21 protein-coding genes and 2 pseudogenes are annotated in these 23,605 nt (G+C 39.4%); 16 read left to right on the top strand and 7 right to left on the bottom strand.

The genetic code is table 11. From position 1 onward, the window contains the following. Positions 1-11 precede the first annotated feature (11 nt). From JNUCC1_RS04530 to JNUCC1_RS04515, 4 genes and pseudogenes are all read left to right on the top strand, one after another. Positions 12-1,415, top strand: coding sequence for a lipopolysaccharide biosynthesis protein (locus tag JNUCC1_RS04530; protein WP_197431630.1), 1,404 nt, complete (start codon positions 12-14; stop codon positions 1,413-1,415). A 207-nt stretch (positions 1,416-1,622) separates the two neighbouring features. Next, a complete protein-coding gene (locus JNUCC1_RS04525) occupies positions 1,623-2,654 on the top strand; it encodes a GDP-mannose 4,6-dehydratase (RefSeq protein ID WP_156644331.1) in 1,032 nt (343 codons plus the stop codon). A gap of 61 nt (positions 2,655-2,715) precedes the next feature. Then, positions 2,716-3,881, top strand: a pseudogene (locus tag JNUCC1_RS04520) (nucleotide sugar dehydrogenase). A gap of 83 nt (positions 3,882-3,964) precedes the next feature. Further along, a complete protein-coding gene (locus JNUCC1_RS04515) occupies positions 3,965-4,687 on the top strand; it encodes a GntR family transcriptional regulator (RefSeq protein WP_156644330.1) in 723 nt (240 codons plus the stop codon). On the opposite strand, the gene JNUCC1_RS04510 is transcribed toward JNUCC1_RS04515, so the two are convergent. Further along, positions 4,652-4,909: a hypothetical protein gene (locus tag JNUCC1_RS04510; protein ID WP_156644329.1), complete on the bottom strand. Its 258-nt coding sequence runs from the start codon at positions 4,907-4,909 to the stop codon at positions 4,652-4,654. The genes JNUCC1_RS04515 and JNUCC1_RS04510 overlap by 36 nt on opposite strands. Before the next feature lie 68 nt (positions 4,910-4,977). Here JNUCC1_RS04510 and istA (JNUCC1_RS04505) point away from each other — a divergent pair, with 68 nt between their 5' ends. The 6 genes and pseudogenes from istA (JNUCC1_RS04505) (at position 4,978) to JNUCC1_RS04480 (ending at position 11,448) form a co-directional block, all read left to right on the top strand. Further along, positions 4,978-6,375 (top strand): IS21 family transposase, encoded by a 1,398-nt coding sequence (gene istA / locus JNUCC1_RS04505; RefSeq protein ID WP_197431629.1) that lies wholly within the window; start codon positions 4,978-4,980, stop codon positions 6,373-6,375. A 70-nt stretch (positions 6,376-6,445) separates the two neighbouring features. Beyond that, a complete protein-coding gene (gene istA, locus JNUCC1_RS04500; protein ID WP_231746932.1) occupies positions 6,446-7,969 on the top strand; it encodes an IS21 family transposase in 1,524 nt (507 codons plus the stop codon). A gap of 13 nt (positions 7,970-7,982) precedes the next feature. After that, entirely contained in the window at positions 7,983-8,747 is a 765-nt protein-coding gene (gene istB, locus JNUCC1_RS04495; RefSeq protein WP_156643624.1) for an IS21-like element helper ATPase IstB, read from the top strand. A 228-nt stretch (positions 8,748-8,975) separates the two neighbouring features. Next, positions 8,976-9,586, top strand: a pseudogene (locus JNUCC1_RS04490) (ATP-binding protein); the annotation flags it as partial. Positions 9,587-9,614: 28 nt separating this feature from the next. After that, positions 9,615-10,655: an ATP-binding protein gene (locus tag JNUCC1_RS04485; protein ID WP_156644328.1), complete on the top strand. Its 1,041-nt coding sequence runs from the start codon at positions 9,615-9,617 to the stop codon at positions 10,653-10,655. A 298-nt stretch (positions 10,656-10,953) separates the two neighbouring features. Further along, the gene (locus tag JNUCC1_RS04480) at positions 10,954-11,448 is read left to right on the top strand and encodes a magnesium chelatase domain-containing protein (RefSeq protein ID WP_156644327.1); all 495 of its coding nucleotides are present in this window, start codon (positions 10,954-10,956) and stop codon (positions 11,446-11,448) included. 44 nt (positions 11,449-11,492) lie between these two features. Here the strand turns inward: JNUCC1_RS04480 and JNUCC1_RS04475 are convergent, their stop codons facing one another. After that, on the bottom strand, positions 11,493-12,134 hold the full coding sequence (locus tag JNUCC1_RS04475) for an ATP-binding protein (RefSeq protein WP_156644326.1): 642 nt from the start codon (positions 12,132-12,134) through the stop codon (positions 11,493-11,495). 189 nt (positions 12,135-12,323) lie between these two features. Here JNUCC1_RS04475 and istA (JNUCC1_RS04470) point away from each other — a divergent pair, with 189 nt between their 5' ends. From istA (JNUCC1_RS04470) to JNUCC1_RS04460, 3 genes are all read left to right on the top strand, one after another. Then, positions 12,324-13,220: an IS21 family transposase gene (gene istA / locus JNUCC1_RS04470; protein ID WP_231746982.1), complete on the top strand. Its 897-nt coding sequence runs from the start codon at positions 12,324-12,326 to the stop codon at positions 13,218-13,220. A 273-nt stretch (positions 13,221-13,493) separates the two neighbouring features. After that, positions 13,494-15,044 carry a YifB family Mg chelatase-like AAA ATPase gene (locus JNUCC1_RS04465; protein ID WP_156644325.1) on the top strand — a complete coding sequence of 517 codons (1,551 nt, stop codon included), beginning with the start codon at positions 13,494-13,496 and terminating at the stop codon, positions 15,042-15,044. 42 nt (positions 15,045-15,086) lie between these two features. Further along, positions 15,087-15,863 (top strand): transposase, encoded by a 777-nt coding sequence (locus tag JNUCC1_RS04460; protein ID WP_156644324.1) that lies wholly within the window; start codon positions 15,087-15,089, stop codon positions 15,861-15,863. A 28-nt stretch (positions 15,864-15,891) separates the two neighbouring features. On the opposite strand, the gene JNUCC1_RS04455 is transcribed toward JNUCC1_RS04460, so the two are convergent. The 5 genes from JNUCC1_RS04455 to JNUCC1_RS04435 all read right to left on the bottom strand — a co-directional run bounded on the left by JNUCC1_RS04455 (position 15,892) and on the right by JNUCC1_RS04435 (position 20,162). Continuing rightward, positions 15,892-16,149 carry a hypothetical protein gene (locus tag JNUCC1_RS04455; protein ID WP_156644323.1) on the bottom strand — a complete coding sequence of 86 codons (258 nt, stop codon included), beginning with the start codon at positions 16,147-16,149 and terminating at the stop codon, positions 15,892-15,894. A 144-nt stretch (positions 16,150-16,293) separates the two neighbouring features. Continuing rightward, the gene (locus JNUCC1_RS04450) at positions 16,294-17,361 is read right to left on the bottom strand and encodes a tartrate dehydrogenase (RefSeq protein ID WP_156644322.1); all 1,068 of its coding nucleotides are present in this window, start codon (positions 17,359-17,361) and stop codon (positions 16,294-16,296) included. 21 nt (positions 17,362-17,382) lie between these two features. Beyond that, a complete protein-coding gene (locus JNUCC1_RS04445; RefSeq protein WP_156644321.1) occupies positions 17,383-18,645 on the bottom strand; it encodes a TRAP transporter large permease in 1,263 nt (420 codons plus the stop codon). A gap of 1 nt (position 18,646) precedes the next feature. Then, positions 18,647-19,111 (bottom strand): TRAP transporter small permease, encoded by a 465-nt coding sequence (locus JNUCC1_RS04440; RefSeq protein ID WP_156644320.1) that lies wholly within the window; start codon positions 19,109-19,111, stop codon positions 18,647-18,649. A 46-nt stretch (positions 19,112-19,157) separates the two neighbouring features. After that, complete coding sequence (locus JNUCC1_RS04435) at positions 19,158-20,162, bottom strand: TRAP transporter substrate-binding protein (RefSeq protein ID WP_156644319.1); 1,005 nt, start codon at positions 20,160-20,162, stop codon at positions 19,158-19,160. Between the two features lie 128 nt (positions 20,163-20,290). Between JNUCC1_RS04435 and JNUCC1_RS04430 the strand changes: the two genes are divergently transcribed. The 3 genes from JNUCC1_RS04430 to JNUCC1_RS18520 all read left to right on the top strand — a co-directional run bounded on the left by JNUCC1_RS04430 (position 20,291) and on the right by JNUCC1_RS18520 (position 23,576). After that, on the top strand, positions 20,291-21,007 hold the full coding sequence (locus JNUCC1_RS04430; protein ID WP_156644318.1) for a FadR/GntR family transcriptional regulator: 717 nt from the start codon (positions 20,291-20,293) through the stop codon (positions 21,005-21,007). A 534-nt stretch (positions 21,008-21,541) separates the two neighbouring features. Continuing rightward, positions 21,542-22,939: a M20/M25/M40 family metallo-hydrolase gene (locus tag JNUCC1_RS04425; RefSeq protein ID WP_156644317.1), complete on the top strand. Its 1,398-nt coding sequence runs from the start codon at positions 21,542-21,544 to the stop codon at positions 22,937-22,939. Then, on the top strand, positions 22,917-23,576 hold the full coding sequence (locus JNUCC1_RS18520; protein ID WP_231784143.1) for a M20 metallopeptidase family protein: 660 nt from the start codon (positions 22,917-22,919) through the stop codon (positions 23,574-23,576). The genes JNUCC1_RS04425 and JNUCC1_RS18520 overlap by 23 nt, the downstream gene beginning before the upstream one ends. Positions 23,577-23,605 lie beyond the last annotated feature (29 nt).

Here is a 23,605-nt window from a genome sequence, read left to right as displayed (position 1 = left end):
ATATGAACAATATGAAGAGAGAAAAACGACTTATTATTAATACAATTATATTAGGCATTGGTAATGTTTTACCTAAATCTATTTCTTTTTTGATATTGCCGATTTTAACGGCTTTTTTAACTAAAGCTGAATACGGTACGTATGATTTAGTATTAACAAGTGTATCTTTAGTAGTCCCTACATTTTCTTTATTAATCGAACAGGCAGTTTTTAGGTTTTTACTTGACGCTAGAACTGAAAAAAAGAAAAAGAAGATAATTACAAACTCCGCATTATATGTCTTCGCATCTTCTATTATTCTTTTTATTATAAGTATATTAATACTGTCTTTCCTACGAATAGAAACTCAAGTGTTAATAAGCTTATTCATTGTAGTTAATTTGTACTATAGATACGCAATCCAGACTTGCAGAGGTTTGGGGCTATTAAAAAAATATTCAATGTCAAGTTTAATTAATTCCTTAATGAAGCTTACGTTAATTTACTTTCTTGTAAAACAAATCCCTTTAGGATTAACTGGGGTGTTAATAGCTCTAGTGTTATCTGTTTTTTTGGGTACAATATATGCAATAATTAGTAGTGGAATAATAAAAATGTTTTCTTTCAAGATGTTTGATATGAGATATATTAAAGTGTTAATTGCTTACTCTGCGCCCCTGTTACCTAATTCATTATCATGGTGGGTTATTAATATATCTGATCGTTGGATAATAACAGCTTTTCTAAATGTAGAGATGACTGGTATATTTGCTGTTGCAAATAAAATACCTAGCGTTTTTAATCTATTATATAATAATTTCAACCTTGCCTGGCAAGAATCTGCTTCAGTCAATTCTAAAGATAAAGATATTAAGGATTACTACACAAATATCTTTGATAATTTGTTTAATATTTTAGTTGGCATGTTATTGTTACTAGTAACTCTTTCCCCAGTTTTGTTTAATATTTTTATTGATGAATCTTATTTCTCAGCGTTCTACCAAATGCCAATATTGTTTCTTGCAATGTTTTTTAATAGTCTTTCAGCATATTATGGTGGAATTTATGTTGCATTCAAAAAAACAAAGAGTATAAGTGTTTCTTCATTAATTGCGGCATTTATAAATGTGATATTTAATATTGCATTAATATCACATATAGGCTTGTATGCTGCTTCTATTTCTACGTTATTATCTTATTTAATTCTAACTATATATAGAGCTGTTGATCTACAGAAGCAAATTATGATCAAATATAATTTTGTTAAAATATTATTTTCATTGTTATTAGTTGTGATCGTTGCAACTATAAATTATATAAACGAAGCGCACCTCCATATAGTTAACTTTATTGTAGCTATCGTTATCGCAACTTTACTTAATAAGAATTTGATACGGCAAATACTGCATAGAATCATAATAAATATCAAAAAATAATACATAAGCTTTTAAATAGCTATGTTGAATTAATATAGAAATTGTGAATGAATTGTAATTGGAAGGATATGAGGAAAACTCTTTTTTCGAAGTATGGGTGTCCACTTCCTCCTAATGTAAACATTTAAAGAAGCAGGATAAAGTTAAATTAAAACACAATGTTTTTAGAGAATAACCCTAAACTAAAATATTTACGGAGTTGAAGACATGAATGATATTACTATTGACGCAACCAAAACATATTTAATCACAGGAGCATCTGGTTTTATAGGCTTTTACCTAACTAAAAGCCTACTTGATAAAGGATGCCGTGTAATCGGAATTGATAACATGAATGATTATTATGATATGAATCTGAAATTAGCACGATTGGAACAGCTAAAATTATATGAGCAATTTACATTTGCCAAAGAAGATATATCGGATAAAGATATTTTAGTGAAAATCTTTAATGAGTATCAACCTCATATTGTTGTAAACTTAGCTGCTCAGGCGGGTGTTCGCTATTCTATCGAAAACCCCGATGTCTATATCCAGAGCAATCTTATAGGTTTTTATAACATTCTAGAGGCATGCCGTGATTACCCAGTTGACCATCTTGTATATGCATCCTCTAGTTCTGTTTATGGGGCCAATAAAAAAGTACCTTTTGAGGAGACGGACTTTGTGGACAATCCTGTATCATTATATGCCTCTACAAAGAAGTCAAATGAATTAATGGCTCATACATATAGTCATTTATACGATATCCCCGCAACTGGTCTACGTTTCTTTACCGTTTACGGGCCGATGGGACGCCCAGATATGGCCTACTTTGGATTCACAGACAAGTTTTTTGCTGATGAGCCGATAAAGATATTTAACAATGGTGATTTTGAGAACGATCTGTATCGCGATTTTACATATATTGATGATATCGTTAAAGGGGTGGAACGACTTTTGGGGACTCCGCCTAACAATGAGAAGGGTGCTCCACATCGAGTATTTAATATCGGCAATAACAGCCCAGAGAAGCTTATGACATTTATCGGTGCCTTGGAAAAAGCTTTAAGCATCGCCCTTGGACGTGAAGTTGAATTTAATAAACTGTATGAACCAATCAAACCAGGTGATGTACCGGCTACATATGCTTCAACTGATCGATTGTATGAAGCAATTGGTTTCAAACCCCAAACCACGATTGAAGAAGGACTTCAGAAATTTGCTGACTGGTACGTTAAGTATTATCATGTGAAGTAATTCACATGATAAAAAGATTTAGTAACTCTTGACTTTCTCAATATTTTGGAGGTAATTAGATATGAAAATCGTAGTTGCCGGCACAGGGTATGTCGGCCTTTCAAACGCAGTTTTACTCGCTCAACATCATGAAGTTGTAGCTCTGGACGTGTTACAGGAAAAAGTAGACATGATTAACAACCAGAAGTCTCCGATTGTTGATACAGAAATAAGCGATTATATGAGCAGTAAAGAATTGAACCTTACAGCTACTACTAATAGCGAACAAGCTTACAAGGGTGCTGATTATGTAATTATATCGACACCTACAAACTATGATCCTGATAAAAACTATTTCGACACGTCAACCGTTGAAGATGTAATCAGAGATGTACTGGACACAAATCCAGAGGCGGTCATGATCATTAAATCTACTGTACCTGTGGGCTATACAAAAGAAATAAGTATCAAATTTGCAACAAATAATATTATTTTTTCACCTGAGTTTTTACGTGAGGGAAAAGCCTTGTATGACAACTTGTACCCATCACGTATTGTGGTAGGTGAACAATCTGATCGTGCTCGTGTATTTGCTGACTCGCTCATAGAAGGTGCAGTGAAAGAGAACATTGATGTTCTGTTTACAGATTCAACGGAGGCAGAAGCGATTAAACTATTTGCAAATACATACCTTGCTATGCGTGTTTCCTTTTTTAATGAGCTTGATTCATATGCAGAAGTTCGCGGACTTGACAGCAAGCAGATAATAGAAGGTGTAGGGCTTGATCCACGGATCGGCAGCCATTATAACAATCCTTCATTTGGATATGGTGGCTACTGCCTGCCTAAGGATACAAAACAGCTTTTGGCAAATTATGAAGATGTACCTAACAATATTATGCAGGCCATCGTGGATGCGAACCGTACTCGGAAGGATCATGTTTCCAATGCCATTTTGGAGAGAGAACCAGGTGTTGTAGGTATCTATCGTTTAACTATGAAAACTGATTCTGATAACTTCCGTCAGTCTGCCATCCAGGGGTTATGAAAAGGATTAAAGCAAAGGGCATTGAAGTCATTGTATATGAGCCAGTATTAGAAGAAGATGACTTCTATAACTCCCGGGTTGTAAATGATTTTGCAGCGTTTAAAGAAGAAGCTGATGTTATTGTTGCAAACAGGCTGGATGAGCATTTAAAAGATGTGAAAGACAAAGTTTATACACGCGATCTGTTCAGCAGAGACTAATCATCTTTATGAGGCTACTATTCATTGCCGCGCTCTTTCATGTATAATTAACCATAACAACTTTCTGACTTTGAGGTGACTTGATGGCACTTGATTATATCAGTTCAATCCCTTTGCACGTGCAATTGAAAGAGGCGATTGAAGAGAAGGTTCTAGCTGGACAGTATACAGATCAGATCCCGAGTGAACGTGAACTGATGGACGAGTATTATGTGAGTCGTAGTACGGTGAGGCAAAGCATTTCACAGCTCGTTCAGGAAGGGGTTTTGGAAAAGAGGCGGGGCAAAGGGACGTTTGTCGCCATTAAGCCGATTAATGATTGGCTGGGGAGTCTTAGCAGTACCTATGAAATCATCGAACGGATGGGTATGAAGCCCGGTGCGCAAGTGATTGAATCTAAGATTCTTTCACCTGGCCCAGAGCTTCAACCTTTCGTTAAAATGGCGAAAGTCTATCATATTGCACGACTTCGTTATGCCAACCGTATTCCGATTGGCATTGAACGCCATTATTATCCGGTGGAAATTGGAGAGCAGCTTGCCCGGTTTGATCTGAAGGATGTGTCCCTGTATACCCTTTTGGAAACCGAAATGGGTGTCATTACATCTGAAGCAGATCAGATCATTACATCAACTCCGCTTACGGGGGATGACGCTGCCTTGCTTAAATTGCCAGAGCATACCGGTGTTTTGAACGCAAAGCGTACGATTACCGATATGGATGGCAAGTTTGTTGAATTTGAAAATGCGTATTATCGTGCAGATATGTATTCATTTCATATTAAGCTTTCCAGAAAAGGGAACTAGATTCATAAATTCAATAAAATGATTTGAAACCGCTATGGGCCTTAAATAGGCATCCAGGCGGTTTTTTTGTGGTCGAATTGGCAGCGTATCACTTGTACGGACGTCCGTAAGCGTCAAATAATCCCCACCTGTAATCAGATGGGTGAAGAAAGACACAGGATAGGACCACGCTTGCCATGTTTTTGAGCCATCTCTGCCATAAAAATGAGCCACCTCTGCCACTACTGAGCCACTTCCTATATAATAAGTTTGCACATACTGTGCAAATTCATTATGTAGGAGGTTTTTTTGTGATTAAATATCGCGAAATTTTACGGCTTCATGCCCAGGAGGTGAGCCAAAGAGGGATTGCCTCAAGTTGTGCACATTCAAGAAACACCATCAGCGAGGTCTTGAAAAGAGCAAAAAAGCATGGGATTTCTTGGCCTCTTGAGCAGGATATGTCGGACCAAGAACTTCAAGAGCTTCTATACCCTGAAAAAAGCGCTGAATCTGGATTTAGAAGAATGCCTGACGTAGAACATGTTCATAAAGAACTGGCCAAAAGTGGTGTGACACTCTCGCTCTTATGGGACGAATACTGTATAAGTTGTAGATCAAATAAAGAAATCCCATACAGCTATCGTCAATTCTGTCGCTTCTATCATAAGTATGCAACTAAAACAAAGGCTACCATGAGAATCAAACGTAAGCCTGGAGAGCTTTTGGAGGTTGATTGGGCTGGTCAAAAGATGTATATCAAAGATAACGTCACAGGGGAAGATATTCCAGCATATATATTCGTCGCAACCTTGCCATGCAGCCAATACGCATACGTAGAAGCTTTCCTGTCCATGGGGATTGAGAATTGGATAAAAGCTCATATTCACGCATTTCAGTTCTACGGGGGCGTCACTAGAATTGTAGTGCCTGATAACCTTAAAACGGGTGTGGTAAAAGCTTCGCGGTCGGAGCCGATTATAAACCGCGTTTATCAGGAAATGGCGGAACATTACAATACAACTATTATTCCAGCCAGAGTTCGGCATCCGAAGGATAAACCAAGTGCAGAAGGCACAGTGGGAAACGTTTCAACCTGGATTATTGCATCCCTTCGGAATCAAAAATTCTTCTCCATTACGGAGTTGAATCAAGCAATTCAGGAAAAATTAATGGAGTTAAATACAAAACCTTTTCAAAAAAAGAAAGGAAACAGACAAACGGCCTTTTTGGAAGAAGAAAAATTTGCGTTGATGCCTTTGCCTGTTTCCCAATATGAGATTGCCACTTGGAAGAAGGCAACCGTACAGTATGATTATCACATACATTTAGATCAAATGTATTATTCTGTGCCCTATGATTATATCAGTCATCAGGTAGATGTGCGACAAACCGGAAGCATCGTGGAAGTCTTTTTTAAGAACTTCAGAATTGCCTCTCATAAACGGTTAAACGGTGAGGCTGGACAAACTTCAACAAATGCGGACCATATGCCTGATAAGCATAAACAGTTTATTAACTACAATCAAGACTACGTACTTGAATGGGCTGGAGCCTCAGGCAGCCATATTTTAACGACTGTTAAAAGTATACTGGCATCCTATAAGACTGAGAAGCAAGGACTGAAGTCCTGCCTTGGGTTAATGAAACTAGCTGATAAGCATTCTATTGTATATGGTAACTTAAAAGTGAGCCACCATCGCAGTTGAAAATTGAGCCACTCTAATAGAAAATATACCCCTAATGAAATATCAGGGGGTTGAACTCGGAGTGATCACATTGATGGAAAAACAAAAAATAATAAAATCATACTTGGAAGGAGTAAGTCAGAGAAAGATTGCCGAACAAACGGGAAAATCTAGAAATACGGTGAAAAGTTACATTGACGATTATGAGAAGAGCAGAAAGGAAGATGTAAGGGATCTTCCAATAGCTGAGAATATTGTAAAGGCGCCTGCATATAAAAAGCGGATTGGTAAAAAGAGAGTATTAACAGATGATATAAAGCGAATTTTGCGCGGCTATATAAAGGAAAATGAATGGAAGAGAAACCACTACATGGCCAAGCAGCAAATGAAAATGATAGATATGCATGAGGCGTTGTTGGATGCCGGACACGCCATTAGTTACACAACGGTGCGAAACTTTGTTAATAAAGAAGTGGCTAAATCAAGGGAGGTGTTTATCCGGCGGAATTGTGTACCTGGTTATGAGGCGGAATTTGATTGGGGCGAAATTAAGCTTGAGATTGATGGAGAAATCAAAAGTTATTCATTAGCAGTTTTCACATTAGCTCACAGCAATTATCGCTTCGCGAAGATTTATCAATCTGAGTCTCAGGTTTGTGTACTGGATGTTCATTCGGAGTTCATTCATCATATCGGTTTTATTCCTAAGGTCTTTACCTATGATAACATGCGGACCGTTGTAAAATCTTTTGTAGGGACAGAGAAAACGGTCACAGATAGCATGATTAATCTTTCCAATTACTATCAGTTTAAAATTCGTTTGTGTGAGCCACGGAAAGGCAATGAGAAAGGACATGTGGAACGGAGTGTAGAGTTTATACGGAGAAAAGCATTCTCAGCAATCTATTCATTTACGAGTTTACAAGAGGCGGAAGATCACCTCTCCTGTACACTTAAAAAGATCAATGAACGGTATCATCATGAACATCAAGTAAAGCATATAACGCTATTGGAAGATGAAAAGAAAGTCGCAAGACCTGCTGTTATGGCACCATTTGATAGCGCGGAGTTGGTTGAATGTCAGGTGAATAAATATAGCACAGTGATGATTAAGCAAAATCATTATTCTGTGCCGGAGGGGCACGTTGGGAAATACATCAAGGCAAAGGCCGGTGCCACGTATATTAAGTTGTTTATTGATGGAGAGCTTGTAGCTGAGCATCAACGAAAATGGGGTGTGCATGAATGGCAAATGAATATTTATCACTATCTGAGTACCTTCCAAAAGAAAAAAGGTGCCATATCCCAAAGTGAATGTTTGAGACAGGCACCAACCCAAATAAAAGATATCTACAACAATTATTATATAGGAAAAGAGAAAGAATTCATAGAGCTGCTTCTTTACGTGAAAGAAAACAATAATCTGAAACGGGTCCTTGAAGCCGTAGAAGAACTAAGTGCCATCCGATTTGATCTCGTCACGACGGACAGCATCCTGTTTATTTGCGGACAATCCACGTCTACGACCAAAGCGTTCTCCGGTGGAGATGAAACCATGAATCAGTCTGTGAGCAACATGGAGGCATACGCAGACATGTTTAATCAAGTCGGATAAGGAGCAGTGACCAATGGATAAACAACAACGAATTATTGATCTATGTAAAGATTTGCGCTTACCAAGCATACGAAAAATCGTTCAGAATGAAGCTTTGGAACAACCAGCTCAAGCATTTGAAGTGTTACTTCAAGTGCTTGAACAAGAAAAAGCCGACCGGCAGGTGCGGGCAAAGCAAAATCGTATCCGTACGGCTAATTTCCCACAGAAGAAGCTATTGGAGGAATTGAGAGTAGAAGAATTACCGGAACAAGCCAGTCAAAAATTACCTCATTTAAAAACACTGGATTTCATAGAGGAAGGGCAAAATGTCATTCTGACAGGTTCATCGGGCACGGGGAAGACCCATATTGCGATTGGGCTTGGAATGGAAGCATGCTTGGCAGGATACCGGGTATTCTACGCTACGGTCCCTTCCTTGATAAACCAGCTAAAGGAACATCGTTCAGAAAGAACCTTGCGCTCATTTGAGTTGAAGTTTGGGAAATATGACGTTGTTATCCTGGATGAATTAGGTTACATTTCTTTCGACAAGGAAGGTGCGGAGTTACTGTTTTCTCACCTCTCGCTACGGGCAGGTAGGAAATCAACAATTATCACCAGCAACCTGCCATTTACGAAATGGCAAGACATGTTTCATGACCCGGTATTGACGGCTGCGTTAACCGATCGTCTTACACATAAATCTCATGTCGTAAACATGATAGGGCCTTCTTACCGAATGAAGGAAACAGAAGCTTGGATCAAAATGAGTGGAAACAAAGTGGCTCAAAATTAAATTGCGAAATGGCTCACTTTTCACTTGCGAAATACATTCTATTGAACGAGTGGAAAACGCATGTGAACGGGCACTGTCTTATACGCCCAGACCAACACTCAAAAGCATTCAAACAATACTAAGTACTGGACAGGATAAATTGATGCAGGAAGAACAGCACGACACAAAAAGTACAAGTAGCTCGTATGGATTCACTCGTGGAGCTGCTTATTATGGGGGAGATAAAGAATGACAAACGAATCAACATTATCAAAGTTGAATGATATGCGTATGGCTGCCATGGCAGAATCCTATCAAGAACAATTGAGAAATCCCGACTACCAATCAATGACGTTTGAAGACCGTTTTGCCTTACTCGTTGATTTGGAGTGGTCGAGACGACAAAACAATAAACTGGAACGCCTTATAAAAGGTGCCCAATTCCGTAACAACCAGGCCGCTATAGAGGATATTGAGTACCATGCAGACAGGAAACTAGATAAGGAACAAATCCTTAGGTTAGCTTCTGGGCAGTACATTGAAGAGCATCGTAATATAATCTTAAAAGGAGCTTCGGGAAACGGGAAGACCTATCTTGCATGCGCCTTCGGTATAGCTGCTTGCCGTCAGTTCTATAAGGTTAAATACATCCGATTACCAGATCTACTAGACGAGCTAGCAGTGGCAAGGGGGAAGGGGTGTTCCGGAAAGTCATAAAGCAATACAAAAAGGTTAATCTCCTTATTTTAGATGAATGGCTTCTGACACCCTTGAAGGAAACTGAAGCTCGTGATCTATTGGATATCGTGGAATCCAGACATCGTACAGGATCAACTATTTTCTGTTCACAATTCGACCCAAGATGTTGTCGAATCTTTTTCAGGTCAAATGCAATTGAATGTTTCTCCTCGAGGCGCGACTTCACGCATAACAGACCTCTCAGAAAGCATCACACTCACGTATGACAAGGACTTCAAACATGTTCTAGGGCATAAGCAGGCCAAAAGGGCGCTGGAAATTGCTGCGGCAGGCGGGCATAATGTGTTGATGGTTGGTCCGCCCGGTTGTGGCAAAAGCTTGCTTGCAGAGACGTTTCAATCCATTTTACCACCGTTAAAACAAGAGGGAAGTTTTGACGTCATGAGCATTTATCAATTGGCAGGGATGACGAACGAAAAGCATCAGCTGCCGCCTTATAGAGCCCCGCATCATTCAGCATCAGCCGTTTCACTGATAGGCGGTGGCGCAAATCCGAAGCCTGGTGAAGTTACCCTCGCACATCATGGTGTGCTTTTCCTTGATGAAATGGCGGAGTTCCCCAAGCGAACGTTGGACATGCTCAGGCAACCTCTGGAAATGGGGAGGGTAACGATCAGCCGGGCAGCTTCGACCGTGACATACCCGGCGCAATTCATATTAATAGGTGCTATGAACCCTTGTCCGTGTGGCTATTTAGGATCAAGACACCGGTACTGCACCTGTTCCCCCAAACAAGTTCTTGCCTACACCAATCGCGTATCCGGCCCAATAGAAGATCGGATGGATATTTTGTTAACGCTTAACACAGTGGTATTGGAGCAAGAATCCTCAGAAGGTAATGAGCCATCCTCAAGTATACGGTCCCGTGTCCAAGCAGCACGAAATATACAATATGCGCGTTTTAACAGAGACATCACGAATTCGGTTGTGTCCAATGAGCAGTTGTCCCATTGTAGCAGGTTGAATGATGATCAGCAGAAAATGCTGCAGCAGTGGGCGAGTCAATACCACTGGAGTACGCGGGTACAAATGAAAATCCTGCGCTTAGCCAGAACCATATCTGACTTAAGCGGTCATGAGAACATTTCCAATGAAGCGATTTGGGAAGCCGTTACATTGCGTCGCACCAACGCGAGCCTAGGGCAGAAAAGGATTACGGCAGATCACTAGAGAGATACATGAAGAAGCGTGATCAAAGAAGCACGGGGACGGTTCTCGTGCTTCCTTTACTACGATAAAGCAATAAAGTGGAGTGTTTTTTATTTTTTCTTTTATTAATTTTACCTTTTACCATACTTAAGCCACAAGAAATTCAATTTTCATCCATCAAATCCTTTCATTTTCTCAATTCCCCTATTTACTACACCCCAAGATACGATTCTACACTTTCGGCAAGAGAACAAACGTTCTTGACTTTCCTATCAGAATATCATATGATATCGCTAACGAATAAGAGAGGTGTGACGTTATGGCGACTGTCGTTTCGAGCATTGGTCTGAAAGGCATGGAAGGTTACCGTGTCCAGGTGGAGGTACAGCTATTGCCGGGGGTTGAAGGAATTTGTATTGTGGGGCTGCCGGATGCTTCTGTGAAAGAGTCGAAGGATCGGGTGCTGGCGGCTTTGTATGCGTATGACTGCGAGATCGCTGATAAGCGGATCATTATAAACTTATCCCCTGCAGAACAAAAGAAAAACAGTCCGATTTTTGATTTGGCGATGGCGATTGGGATTATGAAGGAAACGGGTGAAATTAAAGATCAGATACCTGAAGCCGCAGCTTTTCTGGGCGTGTTATCCTTGGATGGTTCGATTAAACCGGTTGAAGGGATGCTGCCGGCTATTATGGCAGCTAAAAAGGCGGGTTATAAGGTGTTGTATTTACCGCCGATACATGAGTTTCCATTGACTCATATTGATGGGCTTGAACTTCGATTTGCTGAAACACTTGTAACCGTCAAGTAGAAATAAACAGTTTTCCACAAATAATTTTAAACAGGTTTCCACAATTAAGACTCAACAGGTGACGTATCAAAAATAGCCTTGCGATACTTCATCCGTATGCTGTCTGCCTCCTTATCAAACGTAAGAACCTCACTTCGGTGCAATAATCTGTCCAGAATGGCGGTGGTGAGAGTGGGGTCACCAAGAAACTTTCCCCACTCACCAGGACCTTTATTAGAAGTTAGAATAAAAGCTGCTTTATCATACAGATCATAAACAAACTGGAAAAACAAATGAGCTTCTTCGGCATCATATGTCATGTACATTACATCATCAATAATGACGAGATCAGAAGAGACAATGCGTTTATATCTTGTCTTGGATTTACTGATATAGTCTTTCGTCTTTAGAATGTACATTAATTGGCTCATTGAGGTGAAGGATACCTGGTATCCGCGTTCTACGGCATGTATGCCAAGAGCCACAGACAAGTGTGTCTTGCCAGCGCCGGTCGGCCCCATCATAATCAAAGTGAAATGCTCATCTATCCAATGGAGTTCCTGTAAAACGTGAAGTTGCTTCTCCCCAATCGCATTTTGCTCCTTTAAATCATACATTTCAAATGTTAGATGCTCTGGGAATTCTGCCCATTTCATCATTTTGTAAGCGTCAAATAATCCCCACCTGTAATCAGATGGGGATTTCATGTATGCTTTATTTAGATTTATTTGGAACGCGACACGCCTGTAAATGATAAACTAGACTCAACAGTTTTCCACAAATAAGAATCAACAGAATTTCACAAGTCAGATTAAACAGTTATTCCAAATTCACCCCTAGATTCAATATACTAGAGTTAGTTTATTGAAAGTGGGGACGCAGGAGTGGAAATATACATGGCTTATGTTGAAATTCATCGTTTGTATTCGGAGGGCTTTTCAAAAAGTAAGATTGCAAGGAAGTTAGGGATATCCAGAAATAGAGTGATAGATTATTTGAGAATGGATCCCGATGAATTTGAGGAATTTGTAAATTCACTAAGGGTTAGGGGGAAAAAGTTAGATCCTTATCAAGCACATATAATTGCATGGCTTCAAGAACACCCTGATTTAACAGCGGCTCAAATCCATGATTGGCTAGAGGAGAAGTTGGAAGTGACAGATGTGAGTGAGAATACAGTAAGAAATTATGTAAATGAACTACGTGATAAGTATTACATTCCCAAAGTAAAGGTTCAGCGAACTTACAGTGCGGTCCCGGAATTACCAATGGGTCTTCAAGCGCAGGTTGATTTCGGCCAGACGGTTGTTGAAGATAATCAGAAGGGGAAGCATCGTTTGTATTTCATCGCGTTTATACTATCACATTCGAGATACAAATATGTAGAGTGGCTAGACCGACCGTTCAGAACAACCGATGTCATCCATATGCATGAGAATGCATTCCAATATTTTGGGGGGATGCCACAGGAAATGGTCTACGACCAAGATGCCCTTTTAGCAGTAAACGAAAATGCCGGAGATTTAATTATGACGGCAGAATTCACGAAATACCATCAGGCAAGGCAATTTCGCATTTATTTATGTAAGAAGAGCGATCCGGAATCAAAAGGGAAAGTCGAACAAGTTGTCAAATTTGTAAAAAACAATTTCAGCAGTCATCGTACTTTTCATAACATTGATGACTGGAATGCGTCCTGTCTCGCCTGGCTAAAACGCACCGGGAACTATAAAGTTCATCACAATATAAAAAAGAGACCCGCCGAGGTGCACGCCCTGGAAAAGCCGCACTGACCGAAGCATGGGGACGGTTCTCGTGCTTCCTTTACTTCGATAAAGCAATAAAGTGGAGTGGTTTTTATTTTTTCTTTTATTAATTTCACCTTTTACCATACTTAAGCCACAAGAAAATCAATTTTCATCCATCAAATCCTCCTATTTTCTCAATTCCCTTATTTACCACACCCCAAAATACGATTTCACAATTTCAAAAATAGAACAAACGTTCTTGACTCCCCTCTCAGAATACCTTATGATATCGCTAACGAATAGGAGAGGTGTGACGTTATGGCAACTGTCGTTTCGAGCATTGGTCTGAAAGGCATGGAAGGTTACCGTGTTCAGGTGGAGGTGCAGCTGCTGCCGGGGGTTGAAGGGATTTGTATTGTGGGGCTGCCGGATGCTTCTGTGAAGGAGTCGAAGGATCGGGTGCTGGCGGCTCTGTATGCGTATGATTGCGAGATTGCTGATAAGCGGATCATTATAAACTTATCCCCTGCAGAACAAAAGAAAAATAGCCCGATTTTTGACTTGGCGATGGCGATTGGGATTATGAAGGAAACGGGTGATATAAAAGATCCGATTCCTGACGCCGCAGCTTTTCTGGGTGTGCTATCTTTGGATGGATCCATTAAACCGGTTGAAGGGATGCTGCCGGCTATTATGGCAGCTAAAAAGGCGGGGTATAAGGTGTTGTATTTACCGCCGATACATGAGTTTCCATTGACTCATATTGATGGGCTTGAACTTCGATTTGCTGAAACACTTCAAGATGTTGTTGAATCTTTTTCAGGTCAAATGCAATTGAATGTTTCTCCTCGAGGCGCGACTTCACGCATAACAGACCTCTCAGAAAGCATCACACTCACGTATGACAAGGACTTCAAGCATGTTCTAGGGCATAAGCAGGCCAAAAGGGCGCTGGAAATTGCTGCGGCAGGCGGGCATAATGTGTTGATGGTTGGCCCGCCCGGTTGTGGAAAAAGCTTGCTTGCAGAGACGTTTCAATCCATTTTACCACCGTTAAAACAAGAGGGAAGTTTTGACGTCATGAGCATTTATCAATTGGCAGGGATGACGAACGAAAAGCATCAGCTGCCGCCTTATAGAGCCCCGCATCATTCAGCATCAGCAGTTTCACTGATAGGCGGCGGCGCAAACCCAAAACCTGGTGAAGTCACCCTTGCACATCATGGGGTGCTCTTCCTCGATGAAATGGCGGAATTCCCTAAGCGAACGTTGGACATGCTCAGGCAACCTCTGGAAATGGGGAGGGTAACGATCAGCCGGGCAGCTTCGACCGTGACATACCCGGCGCAATTCATATTAATAGGTGCTATGAACCCTTGTCCATGTGGCTATTTAGGATCAAGACATCGGTACTGCACCTGTTCCCCCAAACAAGTTCTTGCCTACACCAATCGCGTATCCGGCCCAATAGAAGACAGGATGGATGTTTTGTTAACGCTTAACACAGTGGCATTGGAGCAAGAATCCTCAGAAGGTAATGAGCCATCATCAGGTATACGGTCCCGTGTCCAAGCAGCACGAAATATACAATATGCGCGTTTTAACAGAGACATCACGAATTCGGTTGTGTCCAATGAGCAGTTGTCCCATTGTAGCAGGTTGAATGATGATCAGCAGAAAATGCTGCAGCAATGGGCGAGTCAATACCACTGGAGTACGCGGGTACAAATGAAAATCCTGCGCTTAGCCAGAACAATATCTGACTTAAGTGGTCATGAGAACATTTCCAATGAAGCGATTTGGGAAGCCGTTACATTGCGTCGCAGCAACGCGAGTTTAGGGCAGAAAAGGATGACGGCAGACCACTAGAGAGATACATGAAGAGTCATGAGCAAGCAGGGAGGCAGAAAAATGGCCCGCAAAGCCCGGGTGAAAAGTAAGACTGGCATCTATCATATCATGGTTCGTGGTGTGAACAGGCAGGAAATATTCCATGACGATGCGGACTGTGAGAAATACCTTGAAATCATCCAAAAATATAAAGCCCGAACGGCCATACAATTCTACGCGTGGTGTCTGATGAATAATCATGTCCATTTGCTGTTGAAAGAAGGAAACGAACCGCTTGCAACGACCATGAAACGGATAGGGGTCAGCTATGTCCGGTATTATAATTGGAAATACAGAACAACCGGCCACCTGTTTCAAGACAGATTCAGAAGTGAAAATGTGGAAACGAGCGCGTATTTACTGACGGTGACTCGGTACATCCACCAAAACCCGGTTAAAGCGAAGATCACAACCAGGGTGGATAAATGGAAGTGGAGCAGTTGTCTGGGCTATTATGGTGAACCCTATTTTCCAGGTGACTTGTTGGACAAGGAGCTGGTGTTGGGCTTGTTTTCTGGCCATGAGACAACTGCACAAGCACGTTTTAAAGCGTTTAATGAAGAACCCAATCAAGATCAATGCCTTGAAGATCGTTTTTACACCATTAGAAAGACGGACGAAGAAGCCAGGACAGAAATTAAACAGCTGTTGGGACAACTTGAAATTGCCCATGTGAAGAGTTTACCCCGATTGGAAAGAAATGCGATCTTAAGACGGGTGAAGGGCATCAAAGGACTGTCCCAACGGCAAGCTGCAAGAATTTTGGGTGTGTCAGCTAATTTGATTTTTAAGGCGTGAGGCAGTGGTTCATTTTGGACATGCCTTACTAGTTGCCACCCACCACCGGCACCTGTCTGAATGCATCTAGCATGCTCTGCAGTTCTTCCCGGGTTTTGAGCGGATCGACAGGGAGCGTTGACGGGCGTGCTGCCTCTTTTGCATCTCGCTGTTTTTGTTGTTCGCGGAACCAATCAGGTACCACCTCTTTTCTTGCGGTAGCGCCGGCGTAATAAGCGCGCGTTTGTTGGCGAGGTTGTCTGCTCGAGTAGGTTTCGGCTTCTCGTTTAGCATCTGCAACCGTCATGATATTTTTCCTTCCCCAGGCTTTCAGGATGCCTTTTACATACGCTCAGTTTGGTTAGACACGTTCAACGAAACACGGGGTGCTGAATTTCATTTTATATACAGCTAGCTTCACCTAGCTTTGAGTGGGGATCATTATATAAGCTTAAACATATTTTTCTAAGTTATTGACAATTAAATTTCCAATATCTTCTGTTGTATTTACCCCCCCTAAATCCGGTGTTCTTATGGTTTTATTGGACAAGGTGCTTTCAATTGCATTAATAACCAATTCACTTAAGTTCCCCAGTTCTAAGTGCTCTAACATTAGAGCCACGCTCCAGATTTGAGCAATTGGATTAGCAATTCCTTTACCTGCAATGTCCGGGGCAGAACCATGGATTGGCTCGAACATAGAAGGGTACTTTCCAGAAGGGTTAATGTTACCAGATGGTGCAAGACCCAGACCGCCCACAACTGCAGCTCCAAGATCGCTTAGAATATCTCCAAATAGATTACTGGATATAATAACTTCAAAGTCTTCAGGTCTAGTGATGAAATAGGCAGCAAGGGCATCAATGTGATAATAATCAACTTGGAGATTATGTTTACTTTCAAACTTCTTTCCTATCTCATCCCAAAAGGTCATAGAGTGCTTAATCGCGTTTGACTTTGTAGCAACCGTAACAGACTTTTTCTGTTTTTGTTGGGCATAATTAAACCCATAATCAAAGATTCGTTCTGTACCAAATCTAGTGAACACATTATTTTGAATAACTACTTCGTTGGGTGTATTTGCATGTAATTTGCCCCCAATCTTCGAGTATTCTCCTTCGGTGTTCTCTCTAATAATTGTAAAATCAATGTTTCCATTTAGTTTTTTTAATGGGCTCTCTATTCCTTGAAGTTGTTTTATTGGTCGTAAATTTACATATTGTTCAAACTGTTGTCTAATGGGTAAAATTAATTCCCATACAGATATATCATCCGGTACAGAAGGTGCTCCTACGGCACCGAACAAGATAGCATCATTTTCTCTTAGTCTATCTAATCCATCATCTGGCATCATTTTATGATTTTTGAGGTAGTATTCACACCCCCAATCGTATCTATTTTCTTTAAAATGTATGCCGCCATGAATCTTTTCTACTACATTCAAGACTTTTAAAGCTTGTTCCATAATTTCTGGTCCAATTCCATCACCTGAAATTACGCCTAATGAATACTTTTTCATGTTTCATCCTCCAAGATTCTATTATAAAAGCCATAAGGATAGTTGAGGTATAAATATTAATATCAACAACACAATTATTAATAACGCGTAAAAAGGCAAGACACCTTTAAGAATTGACTCAATTTTTAACCCTGATACGCCACTGACTACGAATAGGTTCATTCCTAGAGGTGGAGTAATCATGCCAAGTTCCATAGTCACTACCATAATGACTGCAAAGAAAAACAAATTAATATCTAATGTAGCTAAGATTGGTAAGAAAATTGGTAAAGTGATCATTAACATAGCGGTAGCATCCAAAAACATACCTAGTACAAATAGCATTAAACTGACAAGTAAAAGAAACATTATTGTACTGTCAAAATTAGATCCAATCCATGCAGCAAATGTTTGTGGAATTTGTTCCAAACTTAAGAAAACACCCAATAGGGATGCGGATGCAATGATTAAAAAGATCATTGCGGTAGTGTTTACTGAGCTGATAACTATGTCTCTAAAATTTTTCCAATCTATTTCTTTATAAACGTATTTTGAAATGATAAAAGCATATAAAACTGCAATGAAAGAAGCTTCTGTCGGAGTTGCAATTCCCCCGTAAATACTCCCTAAGATAATAACTGGGAAAAGCAGTCCCCAAATAGCCTTCTTTGAGGCCTTTATCCTAGTTTCCCAAGATGCTTTTTCTAAACCACCATAACCTTTTCTAATCGCCACCACAATTGAAAAAATAATTAAAGCAGTTGCCAAGAGGGCGGCAGGTATAAGAGCAGCAGTGAACAAGCCTTTTACCGATATTTCTGCAATTGAACCATAAAGTATGAGGGGAACTGAAGGTGGGACAAGAATACCAAGAGTTCCAGCTGTAGCAACTAATCCAGCAGCATATTTTTTATCATACCCTGCTTTGGTCATTACCGGGATCATTATGGATCCAACTGCGACTGCTGTTGCGGCACTTGAACCAGAAATAGCCGCAAATATCAGAGATACTAAAATAGCAACAGTCGAGAGCCCACCTCTTGTGTGCCCAATCCAAGCATTCATAACTTCAAATAGGTATTTTGCCATCCCGCCCCTTGCCATAATTAATCCAGCAAAAATAAAACCAGGAACAGCCATAAGAACAGGTTTATCTACTCCGGTAAACATACGCAATGCAATTGTATCTAGAGAGAAGCCATCTACTAAAAGCATGATCATGCTGGACAAACCAATACTAATGGCCAGAGGGACTTGTAAAAACATAAACAGGAACAATAGAGCTAAAAGATATATTACTGCCAACCTAGAACTCCTCCTTCCTAAAATGTTTAACAATAAAATTGATGAGATGTATCAGAATTAATATCCCAGTTATTGGCATAATTAGGTAGGTGATCCAAACCGGCAAACCTATATCTGGTGTTGTAAGTCCCTGTTTAAATGTTTTTACAACAATGAAGTACCCTGAAACCATGAACAGCACACCAAACGCAAGACTGAGTAAATAAGACAAAAGCATCATTGCTGATTGAACAGTTTTACTGGTAAATCTGTTTGCCAAATCAACAGTAATGTGTTTTCCATCTCTTAATGCTGTTCCAAAACCGATAAATATTGCAATAAGAAATAGAAGCGTGTATGTTTCCGGCACCCAATATTGTGGAATGGATGGGAAAAATCTTAAAGCGATACCTATCAAATTAGTTATCACACCCAACAGGAAAAAGATGACTACCAAGTTATTTTCTATAATTCTCAAGTATTTCATCCTAAATCCACCTTAGTTACAATCATAAAGATCAGAAATCTGGCCTTTATGATTGATTATTAATTTGTTCTATATATTCCTCACCTATTTCCGGTACCCATTTATCATAAAGTGGTTCAAATGCATCTTTGAATGCTTTCCTTTGTTGTTCTGACAACTCGATAATTTCCACATCCCCACGTTCTTTAAGCTTTTTAAATGATTCTTCATTTAATTCGTCTGAGGTATTCACTGCAAACTTAGTTGCGGCATCAGCAGCTTCCTCAATTAGCTGTTTTGTATCATCGTTTAGCGTGCCCCAAAACTCAAGGTTTGTTTGTAATACATAGTCGATTCTATTGTGGTTGGTGACCGTTAAATAATCTGTAACCTCATCAAAATTAAACGATTCCAAAGCTCCAAATGTATTCTCAAGGCCATCCACCACACCTGTTTCCAGAGATGTAAATAACTCATCAATACCCATACTTTGTGTGCTGGCGTTAAGTAAATCATAAGTTTCTGTCAGAACTGGCCCACCTTGAGTTCTGATCTTTAAACCAGCAAGATCTTCCGGAGATGTTACCGCTTTCTTGTTATTCATTAAATTTTTCGGACCATTTGGCCAGACAGCTAATCCCTTTATTTCATCATCTTCAAAACTATTTAAGATTTCTTGTCCTTCTTCACTTTGCCAAAAGGCCATGGATTCAGCATTGCTCTCAAACAAAAATGGCATATTCGGAATGTTAAAGGCAGGGTGAACATCAGTCATGCGACTCATATCAGAAATTATAAATTGAGTGTCGTTAGAAGCTAGGTTTTGGTATTGGTTTGCAGTATCAAACAAAGTATTATTTGGGTAAATAGTCACTTCAATGTTTCCGTCTGAGTTTTCTTCAATATATTTTTTAAACTCCACAGAAGCTTTGTGCTTAATATGTGTCTCCGTAACGTCGTGTGTCAAAGTAATATCCAACTTCTGAATCCCATCACTGGCTGCAGGTTCTGAATCATTTCCACATCCAACCAGTATCAGAACTAAAACAAAAAACAAAATAAGTTTTTTCATAAATTTAATTACCTCCTCAATTTGTGTATACTACATAGTACGTACTATGTTGAAAAATATGATAACATAATAATGTGAGTATGTAAATATTTCTAAAAAATTTATACTACCTACATGGAGGGATGTAAATGATTGAAAAAGTTGAACCACTGCAAAAGAAAGGAACTATGTCTACAAGAATAGTTAACATAATAAAGGAAAATCTTATAAAGGGTCATTTAAAAGCAGGGGATAAGCTACCGAAAGAATCAGAGTTAATGGACATATTAGGAGTTAGTAGAACGCCTTTAAGAGAGGCGATAAAAGTACTTGAATCAATCGGCATCGTTGAAATCAGAAGAGGCGAAGGGATGTTTATAACAAAAGAAAACTCACCAGGTGGATTGAATCCACTTATATTCAGTTTGATCTTGCATAGAGAAAACATTCATTCGTTAATTGAATTTAGACAACAGTTTGAAGTATTAATGATTAGTATTTTAAAGACAAAAGCATCGTTTAATATCGCTAAGATTGAATCGGTTTATAACTCGCAAATTAATAGAATGGAAAAAAAGCTTACACCTGAAGAGTTGGTTGAGATTGATCTAGAATTCCATTATACAGTTATGGAAGAAACCGAAAATCCTTTTGTTATTGAGATTGGGAAGACGATCTATGAAATCATCAAACCCCATATGATTCATTTTAAAGATAAAAAAAATATTGAACGGACGCTTAAAACTCATAAACTTTATTTGGATGTATTAAAAGGGGAAAAAGAATTTCAACCAAATGAGACAGCAAGAAACTTAATTAAAAATAATGAAGAGATGATTGACTTTTCGATTAAGAATTATCGTTAATTATTATTTGCATTTAAACTAAATTCGGCGTCAATTCCTTGCTTTTACCCTGATTAAGCCCATTTAGTATTTACTAGAATTGTCGCTTGCGTTTGTCTGGGCTAGTTTGGAAACATGGGCGATTGTCATGCTTCTCTAATTACTAACATACTGTTATGTGGTAATAATTTTAAAAAGATTACAAACGGATTATTGACAATAACTGAATGGTTGATATAATTGGATAAATAAAAATATAAATAAGAAACTAATAACGATGACTATTTGCTTATGGAAATCACCTTTGAGAGTATTATGAGTTTTTTCAGGGGCATGGCATATTTATACACCTGAAATTCATACTATGATAAACATCATAATCATCTACAAAATTTCAACGGAAGGAGGAAAGACTGCAAAATTGTTTTGAGGACACTAATAGTTTGAATTTAAATATCTCATAGAAAATGGAAAGACTGCCTATAAATGTTTGAATATGTATCTTTGCTCGTACAAGGGAACTCATGGTGTAAAAATATTGGGAGGTTTTATTTTATGAAGAGTGTAAACGAATACATCGATCAGAATCGTGATTACTACATTAATTGGTTGAAGGAGATTTGCGAGATTCCTAGCGTTGCTGCTCAAAACAGAGGGATGACGGACAGCGTAGATTATCTTAAGGGGTTGTTTGAAGAAGCGTTTCAACAGACACCAGAAGTACTAAAAACAAGTGGCTACCCCGTTGTGTTTTCACATCTGAAGGGGACGGGGGAAAACACATTAAGTTTTTACAACCACTATGATGTTCAACCTGAAGATCCTATAGAATTATGGAATACGCCACCCTTTGAACCGACTATAATTGATGGGCAGATGTACGCTAGAGGGATTGCAGATAATAAAGGGAATTTAATTGCGAGACTTGCTGCGGTACATGCTATTAAAAATGTAATAGGTGAACTTCCTATAGATATTAAATTTATATTTGAAGGCGAAGAGGAAATTGGCAGTGTAAGCTTACCGGAATTTGCAGATGAATACAAAGATAAAATCAGGGCTGATGGTTGCGTATGGGAGTTTGGATATAGAGATGGGGATCATCGATTACAATTGTCTTTAGGTGTAAAAGGTATGCTCTATGTAGAATTGTTTTCAAAAGGGGCTAATACTGATTTGCACTCTGCACAGGCTTCAATTGTAGAAAGCCCTGTTTGGCGTTTAGTATGGGCATTAAACCATTTAAAAGATGAAAACGAAAAAATCCTAATCCCTGGTTTCTACGATGATATTGACCCACTTACAAAAGAAGATGAAGAGATGATTAAACATTATCGTCTAAGTGAAAATTTTCTGCTCGAACACTTAAATGTAACAAATTTTGTAAATAACCTTGAAGATGAAGAACTAAAGATCAAACATATATTTGAGCCAACATGTAATATTTGCGGTATACAAAGTGGATATACAGGTGAGGGCTCGAAAACCGTTCTTCCTTCAGAGGCTTTTGCAAAGTTAGATTTTCGCCTAGTATCTGGCCAAGATCCAGATAAAATATTATTAGACTTAAGAAAGCATCTTGATGATAATGGGTTTTCTGATATAGGAATTCGTAGTTTGACAAAAGAAAAGGCAGCAAGAACCTCTCCTACTGAACGAATTACGAAAGCCGCAATTAATACAATTAAAAGTAGCACAAACGAGATGCCGAATGTGGTTCCAAGTACACCTGGAACAGGACCAATGTTTGAATTATGTCAAAAACACGGCATTCCGGCTGTTTCTTTCGGAGTAGGTCATTTCGCATCTAATAATCATGCTCCGAATGAAAATATATTTATAGAAGACTTTATAGAGGGTATTAAAATGATGGCATCATTCATATTTGAATTTAAGAATGAAATGGAACAACAAGGAGCGGGTATTCGTGATGAAGTCAAAAGCCAAAAGTGATACCTTTCATGAGATGAAAGCATCCGATCCAATTCTCTATGATACAGTTTTGAGTATTTATGATGAGCTGGTACAAATCAGGAGGGATTTTAGAAAGCATCCGGAATTAGCTTTTCAAGAAAAAAGCACTGCTTCTACCATAGCACATTATCTGAAAAGTTGGGGCTATGAGGTTGAAGAAGGTGTTGGAAATACAGGGGTAATCGGATTGCTTCAGGGAAAAGAGGATGGCAAGGTATTCGGTTTGAGAGCAGATATGGATGCCCTACCGATGGATGATGAAATCACAGAAGATTATAAGAGCATACATGAGAAAGTAGCCCATACTTGTGGTCATGACATGCATATGGCAAATTTACTAGGCGTTGCTAAAGTTTTCTCTATTATGGGGTTAAAGAAAGGAACACTGAAGTTAATCTTTCAACCTGCGGAAGAAATTGCTGCTGGAGCAAAAAAAATGATAAATGAAGGTGCATTAAGAGATCCTCCGATTGATATGATGGCTGGTTTACATGTGCACCCTACAATAGAAGTTGGCGAATTTTCCATATCTAATTCAAAGTATAGTGGTGCGGCTGCTGACTTTTTTAATCTCGAAGTATTCGGTAAAGGGGGCATGCTGCCTATCCACATCTGACAGTTGATCCGATAACGATTGCTTCTCAA

Origin of the sequence: Lentibacillus sp. JNUCC-1 (assembly GCF_009741735.1) — a bacterium.
GTDB lineage: Bacteria > Bacillota > Bacilli > Bacillales > Amphibacillaceae > Lentibacillus_B.
This window is presented reverse-complemented; position numbering and strand designations above follow the sequence as displayed.

Coding starts and splice junctions, on each gene's coding strand:
- JNUCC1_RS04485 (WP_156644328.1), top strand. CDS start 9,615: ATGCAATTGAATGTTTCTCCTCGAGGCGCGACTTCACGCATAACAGAC.
- istB (WP_156643624.1), top strand. CDS start 7,983: ATGGATAAACAACAACGAATTATTGATCTATGTAAAGATTTGCGCTTA.
- JNUCC1_RS04460 (WP_156644324.1), top strand. CDS start 15,087: ATGGCCCGCAAAGCCCGGGTGAAAAGTAAGACTGGCATCTATCATATC.
- JNUCC1_RS04440 (WP_156644320.1), bottom strand. CDS start 19,111: ATGAAATACTTGAGAATTATAGAAAATAACTTGGTAGTCATCTTTTTC.
- JNUCC1_RS04455 (WP_156644323.1), bottom strand. CDS start 16,149: ATGACGGTTGCAGATGCTAAACGAGAAGCCGAAACCTACTCGAGCAGA.
- JNUCC1_RS04450 (WP_156644322.1), bottom strand. CDS start 17,361: ATGAAAAAGTATTCATTAGGCGTAATTTCAGGTGATGGAATTGGACCA.
- istA (WP_231746982.1), top strand. CDS start 12,324: ATGGCTTATGTTGAAATTCATCGTTTGTATTCGGAGGGCTTTTCAAAA.
- JNUCC1_RS04465 (WP_156644325.1), top strand. CDS start 13,494: ATGGCAACTGTCGTTTCGAGCATTGGTCTGAAAGGCATGGAAGGTTAC.
- JNUCC1_RS04430 (WP_156644318.1), top strand. CDS start 20,291: ATGATTGAAAAAGTTGAACCACTGCAAAAGAAAGGAACTATGTCTACA.
- JNUCC1_RS04530 (WP_197431630.1), top strand. CDS start 12: ATGAAGAGAGAAAAACGACTTATTATTAATACAATTATATTAGGCATT.
- JNUCC1_RS04515 (WP_156644330.1), top strand. CDS start 3,965: ATGGCACTTGATTATATCAGTTCAATCCCTTTGCACGTGCAATTGAAA.
- JNUCC1_RS04480 (WP_156644327.1), top strand. CDS start 10,954: ATGGCGACTGTCGTTTCGAGCATTGGTCTGAAAGGCATGGAAGGTTAC.
- JNUCC1_RS04425 (WP_156644317.1), top strand. CDS start 21,542: ATGAAGAGTGTAAACGAATACATCGATCAGAATCGTGATTACTACATT.
- JNUCC1_RS04525 (WP_156644331.1), top strand. CDS start 1,623: ATGAATGATATTACTATTGACGCAACCAAAACATATTTAATCACAGGA.
- JNUCC1_RS18520 (WP_231784143.1), top strand. CDS start 22,917: ATGAAGTCAAAAGCCAAAAGTGATACCTTTCATGAGATGAAAGCATCC.
- JNUCC1_RS04435 (WP_156644319.1), bottom strand. CDS start 20,162: ATGAAAAAACTTATTTTGTTTTTTGTTTTAGTTCTGATACTGGTTGGA.
- JNUCC1_RS04475 (WP_156644326.1), bottom strand. CDS start 12,134: ATGAAATCCCCATCTGATTACAGGTGGGGATTATTTGACGCTTACAAA.